This is a genomic window from Vibrio sp. 1CM8B (genome assembly GCF_023161685.1).
GTDB lineage: Bacteria > Pseudomonadota > Gammaproteobacteria > Enterobacterales > Vibrionaceae > Vibrio > Vibrio coralliirubri.
On the sequence record NZ_JALNTU010000007.1, the window covers coordinates 113,715 to 134,181 of the forward strand.

Annotated in this window: 12 protein-coding genes; all 12 read left to right on the forward strand. The window is 44.0% G+C overall.

Annotated features, from left to right (window positions below; all coding sequences use genetic code 11):
* The first annotated feature begins 41 nt into the window (after positions 1-41).
* The 12 genes from tssH (at position 42) to MSG36_RS15420 (ending at position 20,212) form a co-directional block, all read left to right on the forward strand.
* On the forward strand, positions 42-2,654 hold the full coding sequence (gene tssH, locus MSG36_RS15365) for a type VI secretion system ATPase TssH (protein WP_248368634.1): 2,613 nt from the start codon (positions 42-44) through the stop codon (positions 2,652-2,654).
* Between the two features lie 9 nt (positions 2,655-2,663).
* Entirely contained in the window at positions 2,664-5,231 is a 2,568-nt protein-coding gene (locus MSG36_RS15370; protein ID WP_248368636.1) for an MFS transporter, read from the forward strand.
* Positions 5,228-6,226, forward strand: a complete 999-nt coding sequence (locus MSG36_RS15375) for an ABC transporter substrate-binding protein (protein WP_248368638.1) — start codon at positions 5,228-5,230, stop codon at positions 6,224-6,226. The genes MSG36_RS15370 and MSG36_RS15375 overlap by 4 nt, the downstream gene beginning before the upstream one ends.
* A complete protein-coding gene (locus MSG36_RS15380) occupies positions 6,213-6,941 on the forward strand; it encodes a transporter substrate-binding domain-containing protein (RefSeq protein WP_248368640.1) in 729 nt (242 codons plus the stop codon). Before MSG36_RS15375 ends, MSG36_RS15380 begins: the two co-directional genes overlap by 14 nt.
* Before the next feature lie 3 nt (positions 6,942-6,944).
* The gene (locus MSG36_RS15385) at positions 6,945-7,895 is read left to right on the forward strand and encodes an FHA domain-containing protein (protein WP_052878488.1); all 951 of its coding nucleotides are present in this window, start codon (positions 6,945-6,947) and stop codon (positions 7,893-7,895) included.
* Positions 7,892-8,380, forward strand: a complete 489-nt coding sequence (tssJ, locus tag MSG36_RS15390; RefSeq protein WP_248368642.1) for a type VI secretion system lipoprotein TssJ — start codon at positions 7,892-7,894, stop codon at positions 8,378-8,380. Before MSG36_RS15385 ends, tssJ begins: the two co-directional genes overlap by 4 nt.
* Positions 8,381-8,421: 41 nt before the next feature.
* Positions 8,422-9,753 (forward strand): type VI secretion system baseplate subunit TssK, encoded by a 1,332-nt coding sequence (tssK, locus tag MSG36_RS15395; protein WP_048606919.1) that lies wholly within the window; start codon positions 8,422-8,424, stop codon positions 9,751-9,753.
* A 5-nt stretch (positions 9,754-9,758) separates the two neighbouring features.
* Entirely contained in the window at positions 9,759-10,955 is a 1,197-nt protein-coding gene (icmH, locus tag MSG36_RS15400; protein ID WP_050648306.1) for a type IVB secretion system protein IcmH/DotU, read from the forward strand.
* A 2-nt stretch (positions 10,956-10,957) separates the two neighbouring features.
* Positions 10,958-14,350, forward strand: a complete 3,393-nt coding sequence (tssM, locus tag MSG36_RS15405; protein WP_248368644.1) for a type VI secretion system membrane subunit TssM — start codon at positions 10,958-10,960, stop codon at positions 14,348-14,350.
* Between the two features lie 82 nt (positions 14,351-14,432).
* Positions 14,433-15,092: an AarF/UbiB family protein gene (locus tag MSG36_RS15410; RefSeq protein WP_248368647.1), complete on the forward strand. Its 660-nt coding sequence runs from the start codon at positions 14,433-14,435 to the stop codon at positions 15,090-15,092.
* A gap of 348 nt (positions 15,093-15,440) precedes the next feature.
* On the forward strand, positions 15,441-16,484 hold the full coding sequence (locus MSG36_RS15415; RefSeq protein ID WP_050654068.1) for a two-component system response regulator: 1,044 nt from the start codon (positions 15,441-15,443) through the stop codon (positions 16,482-16,484).
* Positions 16,485-16,516: 32 nt separating this feature from the next.
* The gene (locus MSG36_RS15420) at positions 16,517-20,212 is read left to right on the forward strand and encodes a response regulator (protein ID WP_248368648.1); all 3,696 of its coding nucleotides are present in this window, start codon (positions 16,517-16,519) and stop codon (positions 20,210-20,212) included.
* Positions 20,213-20,467 lie beyond the last annotated feature (255 nt).

A 20,467-nucleotide genomic window follows, 5' to 3' on the forward strand; every position in this document is an offset into this window, starting at 1 on the left:
AATACGGAATGTGTAGATTTTAGAGATACAAGGAATTGACTATGACACAAGTAACTCTCACTAACTTAGTAGGAAAGCTATCTCCCGAACTGAAGCAAGCGTTGGAAGCGTCTGCGGGCGCGGCGATGAACCAAGGTGTTGGAGCGATAGAAACAGAACACTGGATCCTTCAGCTTATTTCCCAAAAAGATCCGAAGCTAATGGCGTTGTGCGAATCTCAAAAGCTGTCATTAGACGCGCTAGTGAATGAGCTTTCCAAAAAAATATCTATGCTTCCAAAAGGCAGCGAAGGTCAGCCAACACTAAGCCATGGCTTAACTGAATTAATAAAAGATGCTTGGATGATTGCATCGGTAAACTATGGTCATGGCGAAATCGTCAGCTTGCATCTAATTCAAGCGTTGATGCAACAGAACGTGTTAGGCGTCAGCACCCTGCAGCTAGAAACACTGAGCAGTGTTTCACTCGAATCTCTGCAAGGTCTGATCAAGAAAACCCCTATTGCCCGTAATTCTGCAACGCCTTCAGCCGGTGGCTCTGTCGATACTACCCCAGCAGGCAACGATGCACTGAGCAAGTACACGGTGAATCTGACTCAACAAGCGATTGACGGCAATATCGATCCTATTTCTGGCCGTAATGCCGAAGTAAGAAAAGCGATTGATATCTTGTGTCGTAAACGCCAAAACAACCCGATTATGGTCGGTGAACCCGGCGTAGGTAAAACCGCTGTTGTTGAAGGCTTAGCGTTAAGAATCGCAGCCGACGAAGTCCCTAGTGCTCTACAAGGCGTGCAAATCCACTCTTTAGACCTTGGCTTACTGCAAGCTGGTGCGAGCGTTAAAGGTGAGTTTGAAAACCGCTTAAAAGACGTCATCAACGAAGTGAAAAGCTCAGAAGTACCCATCATCGTATTTATCGATGAAGCCCACACCCTTATTGGTGCAGGTGGCGCTGCCGGACAAAACGACGCGGCAAACCTTCTAAAACCAGCCTTGGCGCGTGGTGAATTCAAAACCATCGCCGCGACAACTTGGGCGGAATACAAAAAGTATTTCGAAAAAGATCCTGCACTGACACGTCGATTCCAAGTCGTGACCATTGAAGAGCCTAACGCAGAAGATGCAATGCAAATGCTGCGTGGTGTAGCCGCTTCATTGCAAGCTCACCATGGCGCTTTTATTGCTGAATCCGCGATTGAAGCGGCGGTCAACTTATCTATTCGTTACCTTCCAAGTCGCCAACTGCCAGACAAAGCCATTAGCCTACTTGATACTGCGAGTGCACGAATCGCACTGACACAAGGTGCGAAACCAGAAGTATTAGAAACGTTAGAGCAAACTATTCGTTACCAAGAAAACGAGAAGTCAGCGTTAGAAAAAGAAGATGCGTTGTTCTCAAATAGCGCTGAATTGATCAAAGAACTCACACAGTCGATTGAAGAAAACCAACAAGCATTGGCAGCGTATTACACACGTTGGGAAAAAGAGATTGAGTTAGTTGACCAAATCAAATCGGTTCAACAGGAGATCACCGAAGAACAAGAGCAAGATGCTGTCGACGCTAACAAGCAAAAACAGCTCGACACCCTGCGTACTGAATTGGCCGACCTGCAAGGTGAAGAACCTCTTGTTTACGCCATGGTAGACGACAACACCATTGCTCAAGTGATTGCGAATTGGACCGGTATTCCTGTTGGCAACATGATGAGTGATGAAATCGCCAAGCTGCTGACCCTAGAAGACGAGCTTAATACTCGAGTTATTGGTCAAGATGTCGCGAAAAACGAGCTCGCAAAAGCGATTCGCATATCACGCGCCGGGTTAACCGATAATCGTAAACCAATTGGTGTGTTCCTGATGTGTGGTCCGAGTGGTGTGGGTAAAACTGAAACCGCCATGGCACTTGCGGAGCAACTGTACGGAGGTAGCAATGACCTTACCGTTATTAACATGACCGAGTTTAAAGAGGAGCATAAGATTTCGATGCTACTCGGCTCACCTGCTGGTTACGTTGGCTTTGGTGAAGGTGGTGTGTTGACGGAAGCTATCCGACGTAACCCATACTCAGTACTATTGTTGGATGAGATGGAAAAAGCGCACCCTGGCGTGCATGACTTGTTCTATCAAATCTTCGATAAAGGCCATATCAAAGACAGTGAAGGTCGAACTGTCGATTTCAAAAACACCATCATCATCATGACGTCGAACGCAGCTGACCAAGCTATCTGTGATGTGTGCGCGAAGACACCAGATCGTATCGACAACGACGAGCTGCTTGAAGCAATTCGTCCAGATCTGCAGCAATATTTCAAACCCGCTTTCTTAGGACGAACCACCATTATCCCTTACTACCCACTTAACGATGAAGAGTTAGCGAAAATCACTGAGATCTCGCTAAATCGAATCAAGAAGAAACTCGCAGAACAATATCAAGCTTCCTTTACTTGGGACGCAGACTTCATTCAATTCGTGGTTGACCGTAATACCGATCCAACGACAGGGGGCCGTGCAGTCGAGCAAATCATTAATCGTTCATTGATGCCGAGGTTAGCTGAAGAGTGTATTGGAAGGCTAAGCCGAAGCGAACCTATTACTCAAGTCACCGTTAGCGCAACCAACAATAGTGCTGACTTCGATTTATCGATTAAGTAGGTTTTAACTATGAACAGCAAAGCCAGCCAAACATTGACCAAACCTTCATTAATTAACCTTTCACTTCGGGTTAAGTTGATGCTTGCTATCATGGCGGTTTTGCTGTTTTCCATCACCTTAAATGCAACGCTGAACTATTTTAATTTCGAGAAAAGGCTCACTGAAACCTCCGACTCCATCTATGAAATTGTATTAGAAGAAACACATAACGATATCAACCAAGCGATCAGTTTAGGCTTGCCGCTTTCTGCAATATCAAACATACAAGGCATGCTGGATCGTCGATTAAAAATCGTTGACGGTATTACCGCCTTGGTTGTCGTCTCAAGCTCTGGCGAACGACTGTTTGGTACCGGAGAACAAAACAACGAGAATAACCGTCAGCTATCGCTCGATATCACCAACTCTTTTGGATTAGTTGAGGGGCAAGTAAAGCTCTACTACTCCACAACTCTGTTAGAACAACAAAAAACCTTCTTGCTCAAGCTCCAGTTCCTCTACTCGGCAATTTGGATACTACTCTCTTGCCTGTTTGCCTTTGTCGCTTTGAAGTACCTATTGAAAGGTATTGTCGGCCGAGTAAAAGGCGCAACTGCAATATTTGAGTCCGCGACCGATTCGGATGAATTACTGCCAACGATTACCCAAGCTCACAAGGCGCTGCAATCCCCGAATTCATTGTCTAAGTTTGAGAAGTTGAAAAACAAACACTTTCCTGTGTTTATCATCTCTCTTGCTATCCTGTTGACGATCATTGCTAACCTAGGAGTTTCGTATCAATCTCTAGACAAGTTTTCACAGATTTATGAGGTTAAACTCGAACAGAAGTCCAATCTGATTGGCGACTCTTTAAATCAAATGATTAAAGAGCTACTCGATAAAGGCGTTCCTGCCGATAAACTACATGGCTTAGAAGACGAATTTGCGTTCTTCGTTGATCATCATAGCGAGATTCTATCGATTAACTTTGAAGGACAATCGGGCACTTCTTATCGTTACCCTGCAGAACAGGTCGATCACCCTTCTATCCGCGAATCGACATTCTCACTCAACAACAGCCACACGATTCAATTGAATGTCACCACCGACAACAACTTAATCATTAACCTGCTTAAAGAAAGCGTCATGGACATGATTACCGTGTTAGTTGCCTCTTGCCTTGTGGTTGCAGAAATCATTCTATTCATGTGTAACTTCATGATTATTTCGCCTTGGAATCAGGTAAAGAAAGTGTTCATGCTGGTCAACCGCGACATCGTGAATCACTTAGCCAAGATCTCTACGCGCGATGAAATAGGCAAACTGCTCAATCTGACTAACCAAGCGATTACTAAGCTCAACCCGACTCAACCATCACAAGACATCGATAAGCAAGACTTTCGATTCATTCGCTTACCCCTGTTTTTATTGGTGTTCTCAGAAGCATCTTCACTCGCCTTCTTCCCTAGATTTGTCTCTTCACTGGAAAACACAACCGGTTGGATCCCTGAAAACCTAGTCACGAGCTTGCCCATTTCTCTGTTCATGTTGTGTTGGGCTATCTCACTGCCATTTGCAGGTTACTGGTCAGATAAAGTAGGCAGAAGACATTCATTGATGACAGGTGGACTCATCACTTGTATAGGCTTGGTTGCTACTGCTTTCATTCAATCTCTCGAACTCCTGTTAGTAGCTCGGGCTTTTACCGCTGTAGGCTACGGTATCGTATTTATTTCAGCGCAAGGTTATGTGTCAGATACCACTAACGATTCCAATCGCACCAAAGGAATGGCGACTTTCTTATCATCATTCTTTTCTGGCTCTTTATGTGGCGCCGCCATTGGCGGGATCCTCGCCGAGAAACTTGGATACTCAGAAACATTTATGCTCGCAGGGCTATTGGCAACATTGAGTGTCTTGTTGGTCTATGTGTTCTTTGAAAAGTCGACCACCAGCAACGCGAGTAAACCCGTTCAGCTGAAAGACTTTAAGCTGTTATTAAGTAATAAGTATTTTGCATTAATTACGATATTCAGTGCGATACCGGCGAAGATCGTACTGACAGGCTTCCTCTACTACATCTGCCCTGTCTATCTGCAATTCCTAGGCGAAAGCAGCTCTGTTTCTGGACGGGTGATTATGGCGTATGGCCTCGCTATCATATTAATTTCACCATTAAGCGCGATATTAGTTGATAAGCTTAAAAACAAAATGGCCTTCATTTTTATCGGTGGTTTGCTTTCATCCCTTGCCTTGCTCAATTTCTACTTCTTCCAAGGCACACTAGGGCTGCTACTTATCGTGATCATTATTGGTATTGCACACGGCATCTGTGTTTCTCCACAAATACCTTTGGTCATCGACCTCCTGTCTGGTCAGGGCATCGAGAAGGGAAAAATCATCGGTATATTTAGACTTACAGAGCGTATCGGTAATATCGCGGGGCCAATGCTGGCTGGGGTTTGTTTGAGTATCTTCGGTTACGACCAAACTATTCTTATATTTGGCGCGTCGCTTCTCGCGAGTTCCTTTAGTTTAATTGTGTTTTTCTCGATATTCCTGAAGTCTGATAAACAGAAGCTAGGGGTTCAATCATGAGATTTATAGTGTTCGTTCTCAGCTTTATTTTAATGTCCCCATCTTCATTTGCTAAGAGTGATGAAAAACACGTCATTCTTTTATTATGGCGGGGAGTAACGGACGCCGAACAAGGCTTCATGGATTATTTATCCCAACATATTGATGTGAGATTTACCGTTCTTGATGCAAACCGAGATAAAGCTCAGCTCAAACAACATATAAGAGATCTAGAATATAAAGAAGCCAACCTCATTTATTCATTTGGTACCACTATCACATTGAATTTATTAGGAACTTACACTGAACCTAGCGAATTTAGAATAAACAACACGACGCCCGTAGTATTCAGTATCGTGACCGACCCAGTGGGTTCGAAGTTAATCACTGATTTATCTTCAACAGACAGAAACTTTACTGGTGTATCGCACATCGTACCCCATGAAATACAGTTTAAAGCGATAGAAAAGCTCAATAACATTTCAAGCCTTGGGGTTATATATAACGCTGACGAAAATAATTCGATTATCACCGCAAATAAAATGATGGAGTTATCGGAAATTTATAACAAGCGTGTTATGTTGTACCCATTAAACATTGATAAAACCAAGTCAAACAGCGACTTAATTAACATCACGATAAACAATATGAAACGTGATGGTATCGATATGGCTTATTTACCCCCGGACTCATACATTATCACCCAAGGTGGGGAAGTCGTATCGGGGCTACATTCCGCAGGTATACCTACTTTTTCGGCGACCGAGAGTCCGATAAGAAAACATAAGGCCCTGTTTGGCATTGTTAGCCGTTACTACAATGTTGGTCAATTCGCTGGATACAAAGCGAAGAACATATTGAAAGGAACTCAAAAAGCTTCAGACATCCCAATAGAATCACTAAGCCAATATTCCTATATTGTTAATATCGAGGCTGCACACAAGCTCGACTATTACCCGCCAGTGTCTATTTTGAAGATTTCTGAAGTGATAGGACACTCTAATGACGTTAACTAGAGCCTCTACCATCAGACTATCGTTAGTCACCCTACTCATCTCGACGTTTTGGTCGATGAGTGTCTCTGCTCAAGTAAAAATTGGGCCATCTCGCCTAATGCTGACCACACAAGATTGGCCGCCTTACCAAAGCTACGAAAACGCGACAATGCAAGGAATTGCTTTGGACAAGGTTAAATGTGCCTTAGGAATAATGGGACAGCCTTACCAACTCACAATGACAACTTGGTCGGACGCACAACTGCGCGTGCATAGCGGTAGCCAACACGGCTTTTTCGTCGCCACTAAAACTTCTGAGCGTGATGAATACGCTACGCTCTCAGCACCCATCGCAAAACAGACGTTGAATTGGTATTTTGGCCCAGGAGTTGAGCCGAAGGTTGATGAATTGTCAAAGTTAAACCTTAACTTTTCTGCCAAATTTGGCTCAAACAAATGGTTTTGGCTAAAACGTAATGGATTTAACGTCGTTAAGCAGCCACGAGATGCTAAAGTATTACTAAGATTTTTAAAACAAAGGGAAATTGATGTTGTTTTAGAAGATGAGTTGGTCTTTAAAAGAGAATTGAACAAAGCCTCTTTACCACTCGATTACTTCAATTCGACGAATTTAGATACCAAGGATATGGGGGTCTATTTTTCGAATCGATTCCTTAAAACCTATTCGGGTTTCTTAGACAGTTTTAATTCAGCCATATCCAAGTGCAAGGAGTAGCCATTGTCCATCAGTGTCCACATGATTTCTGTACCTGCTGAAGAGGTTGTTTCCTCTAGAGTGACGTATCTGCCCGAAAGTGGCGGAAGCTTAGGTCGTTCTCCGTCATGTGATATTGCGCTGCCAGATCAATCAAAATGGATCTCGAGAACTCATTGTCAGCTCTACCCGACAGATCGTGGTTACGTGATTAAAGACATCAGTAACAATGGCGTATCACTAAACGACAAGTCTCTGGCAAAAGAGAAAGAGTACGTCATTACCGACGGCGACATCATCAAACTTGGTGGCTATACACTGCTGGTTAGCCTATTGAGTGATCCAAAGGTCAACGCGGCCAATAACACCACACAGGATGAAACTTTTATAGAACCTTTTAACTTAAAGCTTGATGACAGCGATACTGACTTTTTAGATGACTCACCAGAAGTTGCTACCGTTCAGAAGACCTCGAATTTCTCTTCGAAGAATGTTCTGAGTGACGACCCCTTCTCATCTGATCCGTTTGAAGATTTGGACGATGACAAAGTCATACCGAACATTGAAGTAGACGAAATCTCTCACGCCGATAACAACTCACTCTCTTCTGCAGAGTTAGAATATCTGCCCGTCAATGTTGAGAACAATACTCGCATTGAAGAGTCAATCGACAAACTCATCACGCTGACCGAAAAGAACCAACAATACTTACAGAATCCTCAGCTTCAACAAAAAGCGCTGTTCGACGCCCTAGAACAAACCGTTGATCAGTTCTTAAATGAATTCGCACCAAAGCAGCTTGAGAGCCAATTTAGTGAGTATGTCAGTAGCAGCATTTTTACCAACAAAGATAAAAAGTATTGGAAGATTTACCGAAAGCACTTTCAACATCGTCAAGACAACGGGGATTTCAGACGCCAATTCAAAGCGTTGTTTATGGAGAACATGCAGAAACAAAGTGAGGAAAGAGAATGAAACACCTCATACTCTTATCGCTTTGTTTACTGATCACAGCGTGTTCTTCATCAGATCCAGCTCCTGTTGTCACTCAATATTCGTTGACCGTTAAAGCTGATGCGACCGTCAACCAATACAATGATGACCAAGCGAACCCAGTTGTGGTTAGGCTTTACCAACTCACGGATCAACAGCTGTTCAAACAACTGCCGTTTATTGATTTGTACAACAATGACCTGCAGTTATTGGCGGCAAACTTAGTTTCAAAACAGGTATTACCGATTGTACTACCTAACTCAGAGCAAAAGCTGACGTTAGACATCAACAAAAACACGCAATACATTGCAGCTCTGGTCGAATTCGCGGATTACCAGAATGGCACAACCAAGACCGTTTTGATTATGCCTTCAGATCCAGAGCAAACCTTAGAGTTAACGATTACAGGGAAGAAAGCAGAGTTAGCCGTGATACAGCCTGACTCGAGCTGGTGGCAAATCTTTTAATAAAAAAGCCAATATATAAAAATAATAGAAAAGGATTTTACGTGGACGCTTTCAAAAAAGTAGTGTGGCAAGAAGGGATGTTTATTGCCCCTCAGCACTTTCAGCAGCAAGATCGCTATGTGCAAAACTACATTCGTCAGAACATTGAAACACTGGCTGGTTTTGCCCCTTTCTTTGGCATCACCGAGCTAGTGCTTAACCACGATCTCTTAAAGATCGGCAAGCTGTCTATACCGAGCTGTTCAGGTGTGTTCCCCGATGGAACCCAATTCAACCTCAAGCAAGAGATTGTTGTCGATATTCCGCAAGGCACCATCGAAACTATCGTCTACCTTGCTCTGCCAATCTCTTTGCAAGGCAATAATGACTACAGCGAAGATGGCCAAGAACAGAGTCGTTACATCACCCGTTCAATCAATGTATTCGATACTTCTACCTCCGAAAACGCCAGCGTCGAAGTCGACGTAGCTCAGCTGAATATCGGGCTCAAATTCGCGGGAGAAGACACCTCTGGCTTTACCCTCATTCCAGTGGCTAAGATTTTAGAAATCAGCGACTCAGACGAAGTCATGCTTGATAGAGCCTTCATCCCTGCTTGCTTGCATTACGGCGCTTCAACCCTACTCAGCGAACGAGTTAAAGAGATCCACGCGCTGGTAAGCAACCGAGCTCAAAACCTTTTAAAACGCATTGAAGCTGGCCAAGGTCAAAAAAGCCCTCAGTCTATGATGCAAGATTTTCTATGGCTGCAAACTCTCAACACATGGCTACCGTGGTTTGAGTTGACCATCAGCAACACCAAATACCCTACCCATGAACTGTATTCAAAGCTAAAACAATTTGAAGCTCAAGTCATGGCGTTAACACCAGCGATTCCAGGTGAGTGTCAGCCTCTAAAATATGACAAGCTCTATGACAACTTTAACCCGCTGTTTTCGAGCCTACGGAACCTACTCACACTGGTTCAACAAGATTCAGTCATCGAATTTAAATGGGATATTTCACTGTTTGAGAAACGCCGTTTACTACGCACGTTAATCAAAGACCCTAGCAGCGTTTATAACCGTCGCTTCGTTCTAAGTGTTAAATCCGACATCAGCAGTACAGAGCTTAATGAGTTGTTCCCAATCTCGGCCAAGTTAAGCAGTAACAACAAGATTGTAGAGCTAGTGAGAAGCTCGCTTTCTGGTATCTCATTGACACCGCTTCCGATTGCACCAAGCGAGCTTAAGCCGATGCAAGGCGTCGCTTATTTCGAAGTGGATACCAAGGACCGAAATTGGTTAGACATGCTAGACACACGTGACGCGATTGCCCTACACGTTGATGCGCGCATTCCTGCTCTCGAAGTCGTTCTATACGCGTTGAGATAATGGCTATGGATTATTTAGACGAAGAAACACTGGTCATCGATAAAGCATCAAAAGGCTCTGCTAACACAGAGTCTGATCAGGCATTCTCTAAATTGGTTGCTGTACACTCCACCAGCACTCAAGAAGAGTTTCTGCGTCATTTTGATAAGGCAGAGAATCAACTGATCAACATCAGCAGTGATTTACTGACTAAAACACTCAAGATATCCACACTGTCTGAACCCGAAGATCTCACGGTCTTTCGTGAACAATTTATTCAAGGCATCAACGACATAAAAGCTCAAGCAACCGAGCTCACTTACCCTATCGCGGTGATCGATAAACTGTGCTTTTTATACGCTGTAGTCATTGATGAATTCATCATCTACACCGAATGGGGAGAGAAACGCGGCTGGGAAAACAAGACCCTGCTGAGCGAATTGTTTGGCATGCGTAACGGTGGCGAACTGTTCTTCTCCGTTGCAGAAAAAGCCGCAAGACAGCCCCACAAGCTGATAGACCTTTTAGAGATCATCTACCTATTTATCAATATTGGATTCAAAGGCCAATATCGTGAAGGCGGCGCTGAACAGTTAAAAGCGTTTGTTCATCAGTTAGAACAAACCATCAGCCAATATCGCTCGGCTAGCGGTGTGCATTGTCGTACTAAAGTAAAACTCCCAGAAGTAAGGAAACCGACTAGGCGTAAACGTTACTTCATCACTAGCCTGTTTTTCTTCTGTTTAATCGCCACCAGCATTGGCTTAACTGAATTTTGGTACACCAAGACCCACGAGCAAAGAGCGCGTGATTTCACATTCTTGCCAAGCTTTAGCGAACGTTACGTCTTATCAGGCGAAATCAAGGACATCGTATTCATCAGCGATGATAAAGACTTGGTAAATCCACCTCGTCACGCCAGCAAAGCGGACGCAATAGAAGCATCACAAACCAACGACTTTACGCCAAGTACAGCAAATTGGTTGGTTCAACTCGCCACCTTCTCAAGTAAGAAAAACGCCGAAGCTTTCATCAAGAACCTATCACCTTCAGCTTATGAGCCGATTATCTCTCCTTACAAGAAGTACTACCGAGTGATACTAAGAACAAACACCTCAGAAGAAGCGAGAAGCACAAAGGCGTGGTATGTCGAAAACGACCAAATAAACGCCATTATCGTTCGCACTTCTGCACACGAGTTAAACAAGGAAGAGTCTAACTGATTATGCCGGATGCCAAATCAAACAAGTCAGGCAATGTAAAAAAAACAGTAGGCATTTCTGCCCTAGCCTCTGTCGCCTCTTTTACCGTCGCTTCTAGCGTCATTCTGCTAACACCTCTCAACGCTTATTTGGTGTGGGCGCTGGCCACTATCGCCATTATATCCACGCTTATCGGCTTCATTTGTTACTGGGTGCTGATCAAACGCAGCGCAAAATCACAAGAAGAGTCATTAGATAAAGAATTGATTCAAAAACGACAAAAGCAACTAGCCAGTCATTTCAAGCGAATGATCAGTGGGCAGAAACGTAAAACTCGCTTAACCAGCCGTTACGACCAGCCAATCTATCTATTACTAAGTCAGAACCCAAATAAAGACAAAAGCATCATCACTCAAATGGGCTATGAAGCGTATAAGCTCGATGACTTCGGCAATGACATTGAATTCCCAATCCTGTTTTGGGTCAGTGAGCACTCGATTTTGGTTTCTATCAGTATGGGAGAAGACCAACACCCTGAGTACCTGAAAACGCTATGTCAATCGTTAACTGCGTGGCGACCAAGACAAGCCGCCAATGGCTTATTGCTTACCACCGATGTTTCCTCGTTATTAGAAAACAATGAGCAAATTACACAGCAAGCTGACGAGCTTAAATCGACCATTAAGACTTTTAATCAAGCATTTGGGGTCAGCTTACCGATTTATAATGTTATCTCGAATATGGGTAGCATCAGTGACTTTTGTCAGTTCTTCTCAGCATTTGATGAATCCAAAAGAGACGAAGTGTTTGGTGCCACCGCGCCTTACTCTAAACACGGTGGGATCGATGCAGACTGGTTTAACGATGAGTATGACCACTTGATCAGCGAACTGATTGCTAATATGAGCAATGCGCTTGCCGGGCAACTCAATCAAGATTATCGCAACTCCATAGCCAGTGCCCCTTTCCAGTTTGGATTATTAAAGCAGAATCTTTGGTTGTTCCTCAATCGTTTATACAGAGGAGAACAACTTAGTGATGCTCTGCAATTCCGCGGCTTTTACTTCACGCATGATGGACAAAGTTCAGCGCAGTCAGATTTATTGGCGAGCGCTGTCTCTTACTCAGTAGGTCACGAGCATTATCAACAAAACGAGCAAATCCCGGTTAACCAAACCTTATTTGCTCAATACCTAATGACTCACGTGATCCTATCGGAACATGAGCTGGTCGGCGTCAACAAACGCAAAGAGAACACTCTGCTCGTTAACCAAGTCGTTTTCACCCTATCTTGGATTGCCTTGCTCGCCGCTGTGTTGCTGGTGATTAAGTTTGATTTTGATTTCCAGAATCAACGTGAAACCAGAGCGGATATCATGCTTGAGCGTTATAAAGAGGCGATATCGGCATCGCCTTATGACATCGAGAACATGGCTGACAATATCCCCAACCTATTCTCACTGCAGCGTATCTATAACCTCTACAAGCAGCCAGAGCCTTGGTACAGCCTGCCGTTTATGCCAAATCCGAGCATCAAGGAAGAAGTCGAAGAAGCCTATTTCACCGAGCTACAACAAGTCCTGATTCCTTCAATGGAGAATACGCTAGAGAAAGACCTGTTTGTGTATGTAAACCTTGAGGATCAATCTCAGACGCTATCTCTGTTAAACAACTATCGTCTGTTGTTTAGCAAAGACAGAACCAACGTCCAAGAACTCAAGAACTACTACATTCGTACGCTCCAAGATCAAGGCGAAGCAGATAGCGTCAACATTGCTCAGCTTGATGTGCTACTCAATGACATCTTTGCTCGTAACCTAACGCCAGTAAAATCGAATCATGATTTAGAAAGCCTAGCGAAGAAAGTCATCACGCAAACGGGCATTGAAACCCTGCTATACGAACACATTCAGAGTTCTACGGCCTATGCTAAGCGTGTCGACATTCGCGGTGAGCTTGGTGAAAATTTCGGCTCAGTGCTTCAGTTTTCACCGAGTTACGCTGGCTACTTGGTTCCGTATATCTTTACCCCGGCGGGGTTTAACCAACTCGATTTATCGGTGAATTCCCCGACTCTGAAGTCCGCTTTACAGTCTTATGAAGGCGTTGCAGGAGCTTACCCTAGCGCACTGGAGCTGCATCGAATCAGTCGAGAGTTAAAGCAAACTTACCAGAATGATTACATCAACTATTGGCGTGATTTGGTTCGTAATGTCGAAGTCAAAGAAGTGGCTAATCCTACACAACTGAAAAGTGCATTAACGAGCCTGTCGGAAGCGAGCAATAACCCATTAGTCAGCTTGTACTCGACGATCGCTAAATACACCTATGTTGAGCTTGAAATCCCTGTAGAGGATGACAAGAAACAAGATCCTGCGAGTATGCCGATTCAAGACCCTGACAAAAAAGAATCCGCTCGCCAGATATCACTCAGCTTCCAAGCTTACAAAAAACAGGTATCGCCTAACGACCAAGGTAAGAAGCCAATCGATAACCTGCTTACTGCGTTTATCAACGCTAAAAAGTGGGGAGACAAGTTTTACGAAACCAAAGAGCCGCAAAAGGTTGCCTTTGATACGCTGTCCGTCACTTTGCAAGCCGGTAACCCTATTGCGTCCCTATCGAGCCTATCCAACAGCCATTTAGCGGTCGCTCAAGAACTGGTTAACAAGGTGGTACACCAAAGTAATGAAACGGTGATGTCACTGGCTCACGACTACTTAAACACAGCGTGGTCGAACGAAATTTATCAGCCTTATCAACAGCGTTTGGCCTCTTTTTATCCGTTCAATCGAAAGTCTAAAACGGATGTCAGTGTGGCGGATGTGAAAGCCTTCTTCGTTACGAATGGCATCGTCGATAAGTTCTCTCAAACTCGCCTTAATGGATTCGTTAAAGATAGCGACGAAGCGCCTTATTTACCGGGACTACTGCCGGGTACAGGCTTATCGATTACGCCAGAGGTTTGGACAATGATGGACAAAGCCGGCGATATAAAAAGTGCCCTGTTCTTAGCTGACCCATCGAACATCCTGATCAATTTCCAATTGAAAGCCGTCGATATGACGCCAAACATAACGGAGTTTTCGATCATTTCGGATAAGCCAATCTTTACCTATCGTCATGGGCCGACGTTATGGAGCCAGCAATCGTGGCAAGGTGACGCGAAGTTTATCGAAAAGCTAGGTATTCAGCTTAATGCACAGGACTCTACAATTGGCCAGAACACAGTAAAAGGCACATGGAGTTGGTTCCGCTTATTCGAACCAAATGTGAACTTTACGTCTGCACAAGACACCCAGGTAGAATTTGTTTACGGTGACAGCAAGGTGAAATTAACAATCAAGACTCAGGGTCAATCGAACCCGTTTGTTCCTGGCTTCTTCTCCGGATTCTCTCTGCCAAGTGGGATCTAATAACGCTTTCACAACGAGCTCGTCTTGCCTATCAAGGCGAGCTCAACCTGCAGAGGATATTGTCTCTTCAAACACAGAAGACGTGAAAGGTGGTGTGATAGATGAAAAGCTTCGACAAGCGTTTACAGCTCATGGCTACACTAATCTCACTCGCTTAAGTCTACGAGTTTTCAGAGCCCAGCATCCTAGTTGGGGACTGGTGACCATTAAATATGCTCAAGAGCTCAAGCACCGTCACTTTTTAAAACAAGAGGCTGAGTTTCTGTATTCAAATACCAATACCGACTCTAATAAAAAAGATACCTGGCCGAACTATTGTGATTACTTTTCTCGTCATCAGACTGACTGCCTGGTGCTTTCTCACTTAAGTGGTAACACACTGCTGGAAATTCAAAGCAACTCAAATATCAATGCCGATATGCCCTCTCAATGGCTTAGCACTTTAGAATCAGCCATCAACCAAGTCCATACTGCTGGATTTGTTCATGGAGATATTAAGCCATCCAATATCGTGCTCAGCCCACAAGGACAAGCTCAACTCATCGACTTTGGCTCCGTTACTAAAATAGGAACTGAACGTACTGCGCTTCGCTTTGAAAGCTACACACCTCGATACGCGATGCTTGATTCAGTAACAAGTAGGCTAGACGATTGGTTCGCGCTTGCAGTCATGTTGGAAGAACGGTTAGATGAAGCGAATCTGCCTAGTCGGTATCAGGTTCTACTGAAACAGCATAGATAAGCCCGACATTCGGCATCGCATGTCTTCCCCTGTAGCAAGTCCAAGATAGATTTGAAAGGCTAATTGAAAGGCTAATTGAAAGGCTAATTAACTCTGAATGATTCAGTGTCAGCAAACGAGAACCTGAACTATTCAACCTTGATCGCACTACTACACAATCCATTTAGTTATTCTTTGTCAAATAACGGTTAATATATAAAATATCTATTAATAAATAGGCGCGCCATTATCTTTATAGATTCCAAAACCAACAATTAACCCTCCTGAAATCATGCATTTCCGCCAAATTCCACTACGCTTTATTAATATAAAACATAGCAATCTGATTAAATTTTTTAGGGACGAAAAATGAATCAAATTACGACAGATAAACCGATCATTCTGGTTGTTGATGACATCCCGGACAATATTCATACCCTCTCAGGGATCCTGAACGACGACTTTAAAATTAAGGCTGCGACATCCGGAGAAAAAGCGCTAAAAATTGCTTCTACTCACCCAAAGCCTCATCTCATTCTTCTCGATATCATGATGCCTGTGATGGATGGTTATGAAGTATGCCGTCGACTTAAAAGTAACCCTGTCACTTCTGACATCCCCGTTATCTTTGTGACAGCTAAGACAGATGTAGTAGACGAACAGAAAGGCTTTGAACTCGGAGCCGTTGATTACATCACTAAACCAGTCAGCCCCCCTATCGTGAAAGCTCGCGTTGTCACACATATCTCCTTGTATGACCAAAACTTGGCACTGTCTCGTAAGGTAAGACAGAGAACGGAAGCTCTCGCCATGAGTCGATTGGAGATAATCCGCAAGCTCGGCCGCGCCGCTGAATACAAGGATAATGAAACCGGAATGCACGTTGTAAGAATGAGCTACTACTCAAAGATTTTGGCTCAACAGTTAGACGTCAGTGAAGAGTGGGTGGAGTTGTTATTCCAAGCAGCTCCGATGCACGATATTGGCAAAATCGGTATTCCTGACTGCATATTAGGTAAACCTGGCAAGCTTGATGCGGATGAATGGGCAATCATGCAAACACACGTAACGATTGGCGGGGATATTATCGGAGACAACGACTCTAAATTGCTAAAACTCGCCCAAGAGATCGCTCTTTATCACCATGAGAAATGGGATGGCAGCGGCTACCCTCATAAGCTATCAGGCGAAGACATCCCTCTAAGTGCACGTATTGTTGCAATAGCAGATGTATTCGATGCCCTCACCAGCGAACGCCCATACAAGAAAGCTTGGCCGATTGAAAAAGCGATTGAGTTAATACAAGAGCAAGCTGGCCATCACTTTGATCCTAACTTGGTTCCTATTTTCATTAGTAAGCTCGATGAAATGCTCACTATCAAAGACTCTTTTACTGATGAACAAGAACACTAAGTTCGCTGGTACTTTATCAATACAGGCACTTTATGAATACTGTTTCAAGATTTGCTACTGATTCGAAATTAATCTTAACCTCCTTTCTGGTCGCAGCCATCGTGGTGTTTTCTGTCGCGGTAGGCGCTTGGATCAATCTCAACGATCGCTTCATCGGCGTTGAACAATACGCTTCCAGTACTCGCTTATTGACCTCACTCGATAAGCTCCGCGTTTATGAGTTGTCTTTTAGTAACGACTACAGCGAACAAGTCATCTCTAACTTTGATCAAGAAGCAGAACAAACCGTGGCTCTGGCCAATGATTACGCCGACCAGTATGCAACGTCCCTTCCTATCAATTTACTCACGGAATATTTGGTTCAATTCAAGCAATATGTCGACATTGTTGAGTTGAACCAATCAACTCGAACGCTTATGGACGAGCGCTCTAATGCCGCAACAGACTTATTGCGAGAGATGAGGGATCTACATAATCAAGCGATCAATCAAAACAATCAGAAAATTCGCGGTCTGCGACTAAACAACGAAGAACTGACCAACGTCGCACTAAAAACCAGTCAACTTGCCACTCTCGCCGTTAACATACAAAACCTTGAAAAAGAGTATTTACTCGACGGCGACCTAAAGACTCACTCGTTAGTCAAACTTGAGATGCAAAAGGCTTCACAGCTCATTTCAGAGTTGCAAGAGCAGATTTTGGATGACAAAGGGCAACAACTTTTAGAGATTGTAGATAAGGCAAAAAATCGCTATTACACCAACTTAGTTCAGCTGCAAGGCATACCGGCGTCTTCGAAAAAGTTAAGAGCATCCCTTATCAATCAAGTCACCCTAAGTGGCTCTGAATTCTCACGCTCAGTTAGCTTGCTCTATCAAACTAAACAGAGCCAAGTCGCGGAACTGAGTCATCTCGTTTCTCAATCTCAAGCAGAACTCTCTTCCCAATTGCTCATAGGGCAAGACCTATTGGCGATTCGCACGCTACTAAGTCGTTCAAATCGATTCAACCGAGATTTTCTGCTCGCAAATTCAAAGGAACAGAAGCTCATTGCCGACAAAGTGTCACATGTAATTAATGAGATGCAATCCAAATCTAGCAATGCACAACGACTTATTACTTTATATGCACCAAACGTAAAAATTACTGCCTTTGACGAGCATATCAGCATTTATGAATCGCAATTTATGGAGTTAGTCAGTTCACAGATGCGAGGTCACCAACTACTCACGGCAATGGATGAAAGCTTCTTAGAATTTCGAGATTTCGTCTCTCAACGTCACCTTTCAGAAAGCGTCAATGTAAAAGACTCTTCTAGCGTGACGTTCCATTTAGCCATCGGTGGGATGATTTTCTTTGTGATTATTTTGTTGATGGGCTTGCTGGCTAACAAAGCGCATTCTGCTTTAGAAACTTTCGCACACAGTCTAGCCGCAGCAAGAGATGAAGCCGATGCCGCAAACCAAGCAAAATCTGACTTCCTCGCTAACATGAGCCACGAAATTCGTACCCCAATGAATGCCATCATTGGTATGAGTTATCTGGCATTAAAAACCGATTTAACCAAGGCGCAGCGTAACTACATCCATAAAGTGAAGCTCTCTTCCGATACCCTACTCGGCCTAATCAATGACATTCTCGATTTCTCGAAAATTGAAGCTGGTAAACTCGATATTGAGAAAGTGGACTTCCAACTTGAGAATGTACTCGACAATATTACTAACTTGGTTGGCTTACGAGCCTCAGAACGCGACCTAGAGCTGCTCATTCAAGTCGACAGAGACGTGCCGACTAACCTGATTGGGGATCCGTTAAGAATTGGGCAAATATTGATTAATCTAAGTAACAATGCTGTCAAATTCACAGAGAAAGGCGAAGTGAAGATCGCTATCTCGGTTGCAGAAAGACAAGGCGATGACATCAAGTTGAACTTTGCCGTCTCAGACAGTGGGATTGGTATGACGCAAGAGCAAGCCGCCAAGTTATTCAACAAGTTCACTCAGGCTGATAGCTCAACCACACGAAAATACGGTGGTACGGGCTTGGGCCTCGCCATTAGTAAAGAACTAAGCCAACTGATGGGCGGCGATATTCATGTCTCAACGGAACTTGGCAAAGGCTCGACCTTTTCATTTACGATTGCCACTCGCGTCAGTCATTCCATCCAGCAACATCGAGTGGTGGTGCCTGCATCGATTAACGACTTGAAAGTATTAGTCGTCGATGACAACTCCAGCGCACGCTTGATCATGGGTGACATTCTAGAGTCGTTGAAGCTAACGCCAACACTAAGTTCATCGGTGGATGACGCTCTTGTTGAGTTACATACCGCTGACGCTCAGAACAAACCATTTGATTTGGTTATCTCCGATTGGAAGATGCCTAAGAGAGACGGTGTAGACTTACTCGCAGAGCTCAACAGTGGGCAGCAGCTAAACACAATGCCTAAGATCATGATGCTGACCGCTTACGACAGAGAAGAGCTTGCTGAAGCGATTGAACAAAGAGGCTTTGAAGTGCCTAGCATTCTAGATAAGCCAATCACCTCCTCTCATCTTTATGACTCTATTGTCTCACTCTATGGGCTCGATTCAGACCGTGTCTCACGCAGCGAACTTGAGCAACAAACTCAGTTAGCCAACGTTCAGCAACTAGCCGGAGCCAAGCTACTCTTAGTTGAAGACAATGAGATCAACCAAGAACTTGCGACTGAGCTATTAGAAGGACAGAAAATTCAGGTTTCGGTAGCCGAAAATGGCAAGCTCGCGATTGAGCTTTACCAACAAGCCATTGCAGACGGACAACCGTTCGATGGTATTTTGATGGATTGCCAAATGCCAGTAATGGACGGCTATGAAGCAACAGAGTACATCCGTCAGCAGATCAACGATCAAGATATACCGATCATCGCGATGACAGCCAATGTCATGGAGCGAGACAAGGAAAAGGCGCTCAGTTGTGGTATGAGTGACATTATTGCTAAACCTATCGATGTCGGTTCCATGTTTGCCACTCTTGCGAATTGGGTATCACCTTCCCGTCCTACTGCGTTTATTGATCCAATATCACATCAAGCAGAATCAGTGAACTCTAGCTCTAACGAGTCAGAAGACAACAGTGCCTTTAATGAAGCGCTTTCCAAAGTTGAAGGTCTAGACATTACGCTTGGCTTAATCAGAGCCAACAATAATCACCAACTGTATAGCAAGCTATTGCATCGATTTGTCGAGGCCTACTCTGACAAAGATAAGCTTGAAAGCGAGCTAACAGGCGGCAGCGCACCACGCTATCTTCACACACTGAAAGGGGTGGCTGGTAATTTGGGGGCGAAACAACTGCACACGTTGTGTGAAAACCTAGAAGCACAACCAGACGACAACGATTTGAAAGACAATGTGATCGACGCATCGCTTAAACTAAGCAAATCAATAAGCCAAGCCTTGTCTCAAATTGAAGTATCGAAAGATTCAGTAGCGACCAATTCTACCAAGTCGGAAGAGAGCTCTGAACAGCAGCAACCATCGACTACTGATCAGCAACTCTACCGCCAATTATTGGAGGCGACGGCCAATGATGACACCGATGCGCTCACCATAATTCTTAACATTGAAGATGGCGCTAAGATTGGGTTATCCCCTTCAGAATTCAAACGACTGGAAGTTTCGTTGGAAGAGTTTGATTTTGACAAGGCAACTGAGATCTTAAAAGGATCGACCTTGCCTGATTAACCGTCTGACAAATAAAGGAATTCGTTACAAACATTCCAAATTTTTTAGAGAGCCTGATATGGCTCTCTTTTTTTCGCCTTCGCACAACACGTCATCGTGAACTTTATGAACAATATTAATCCAATGTTCTTTATTCTCAATATCGCCGCATTACAGACATTTCGTTAACACACCGTTAACTTTAGCGTCATCTGCTAGGCAATATCCTACTCATCTGTTTAGTAGCTGGAAATAAACATAAGTTTCTCTCCATTG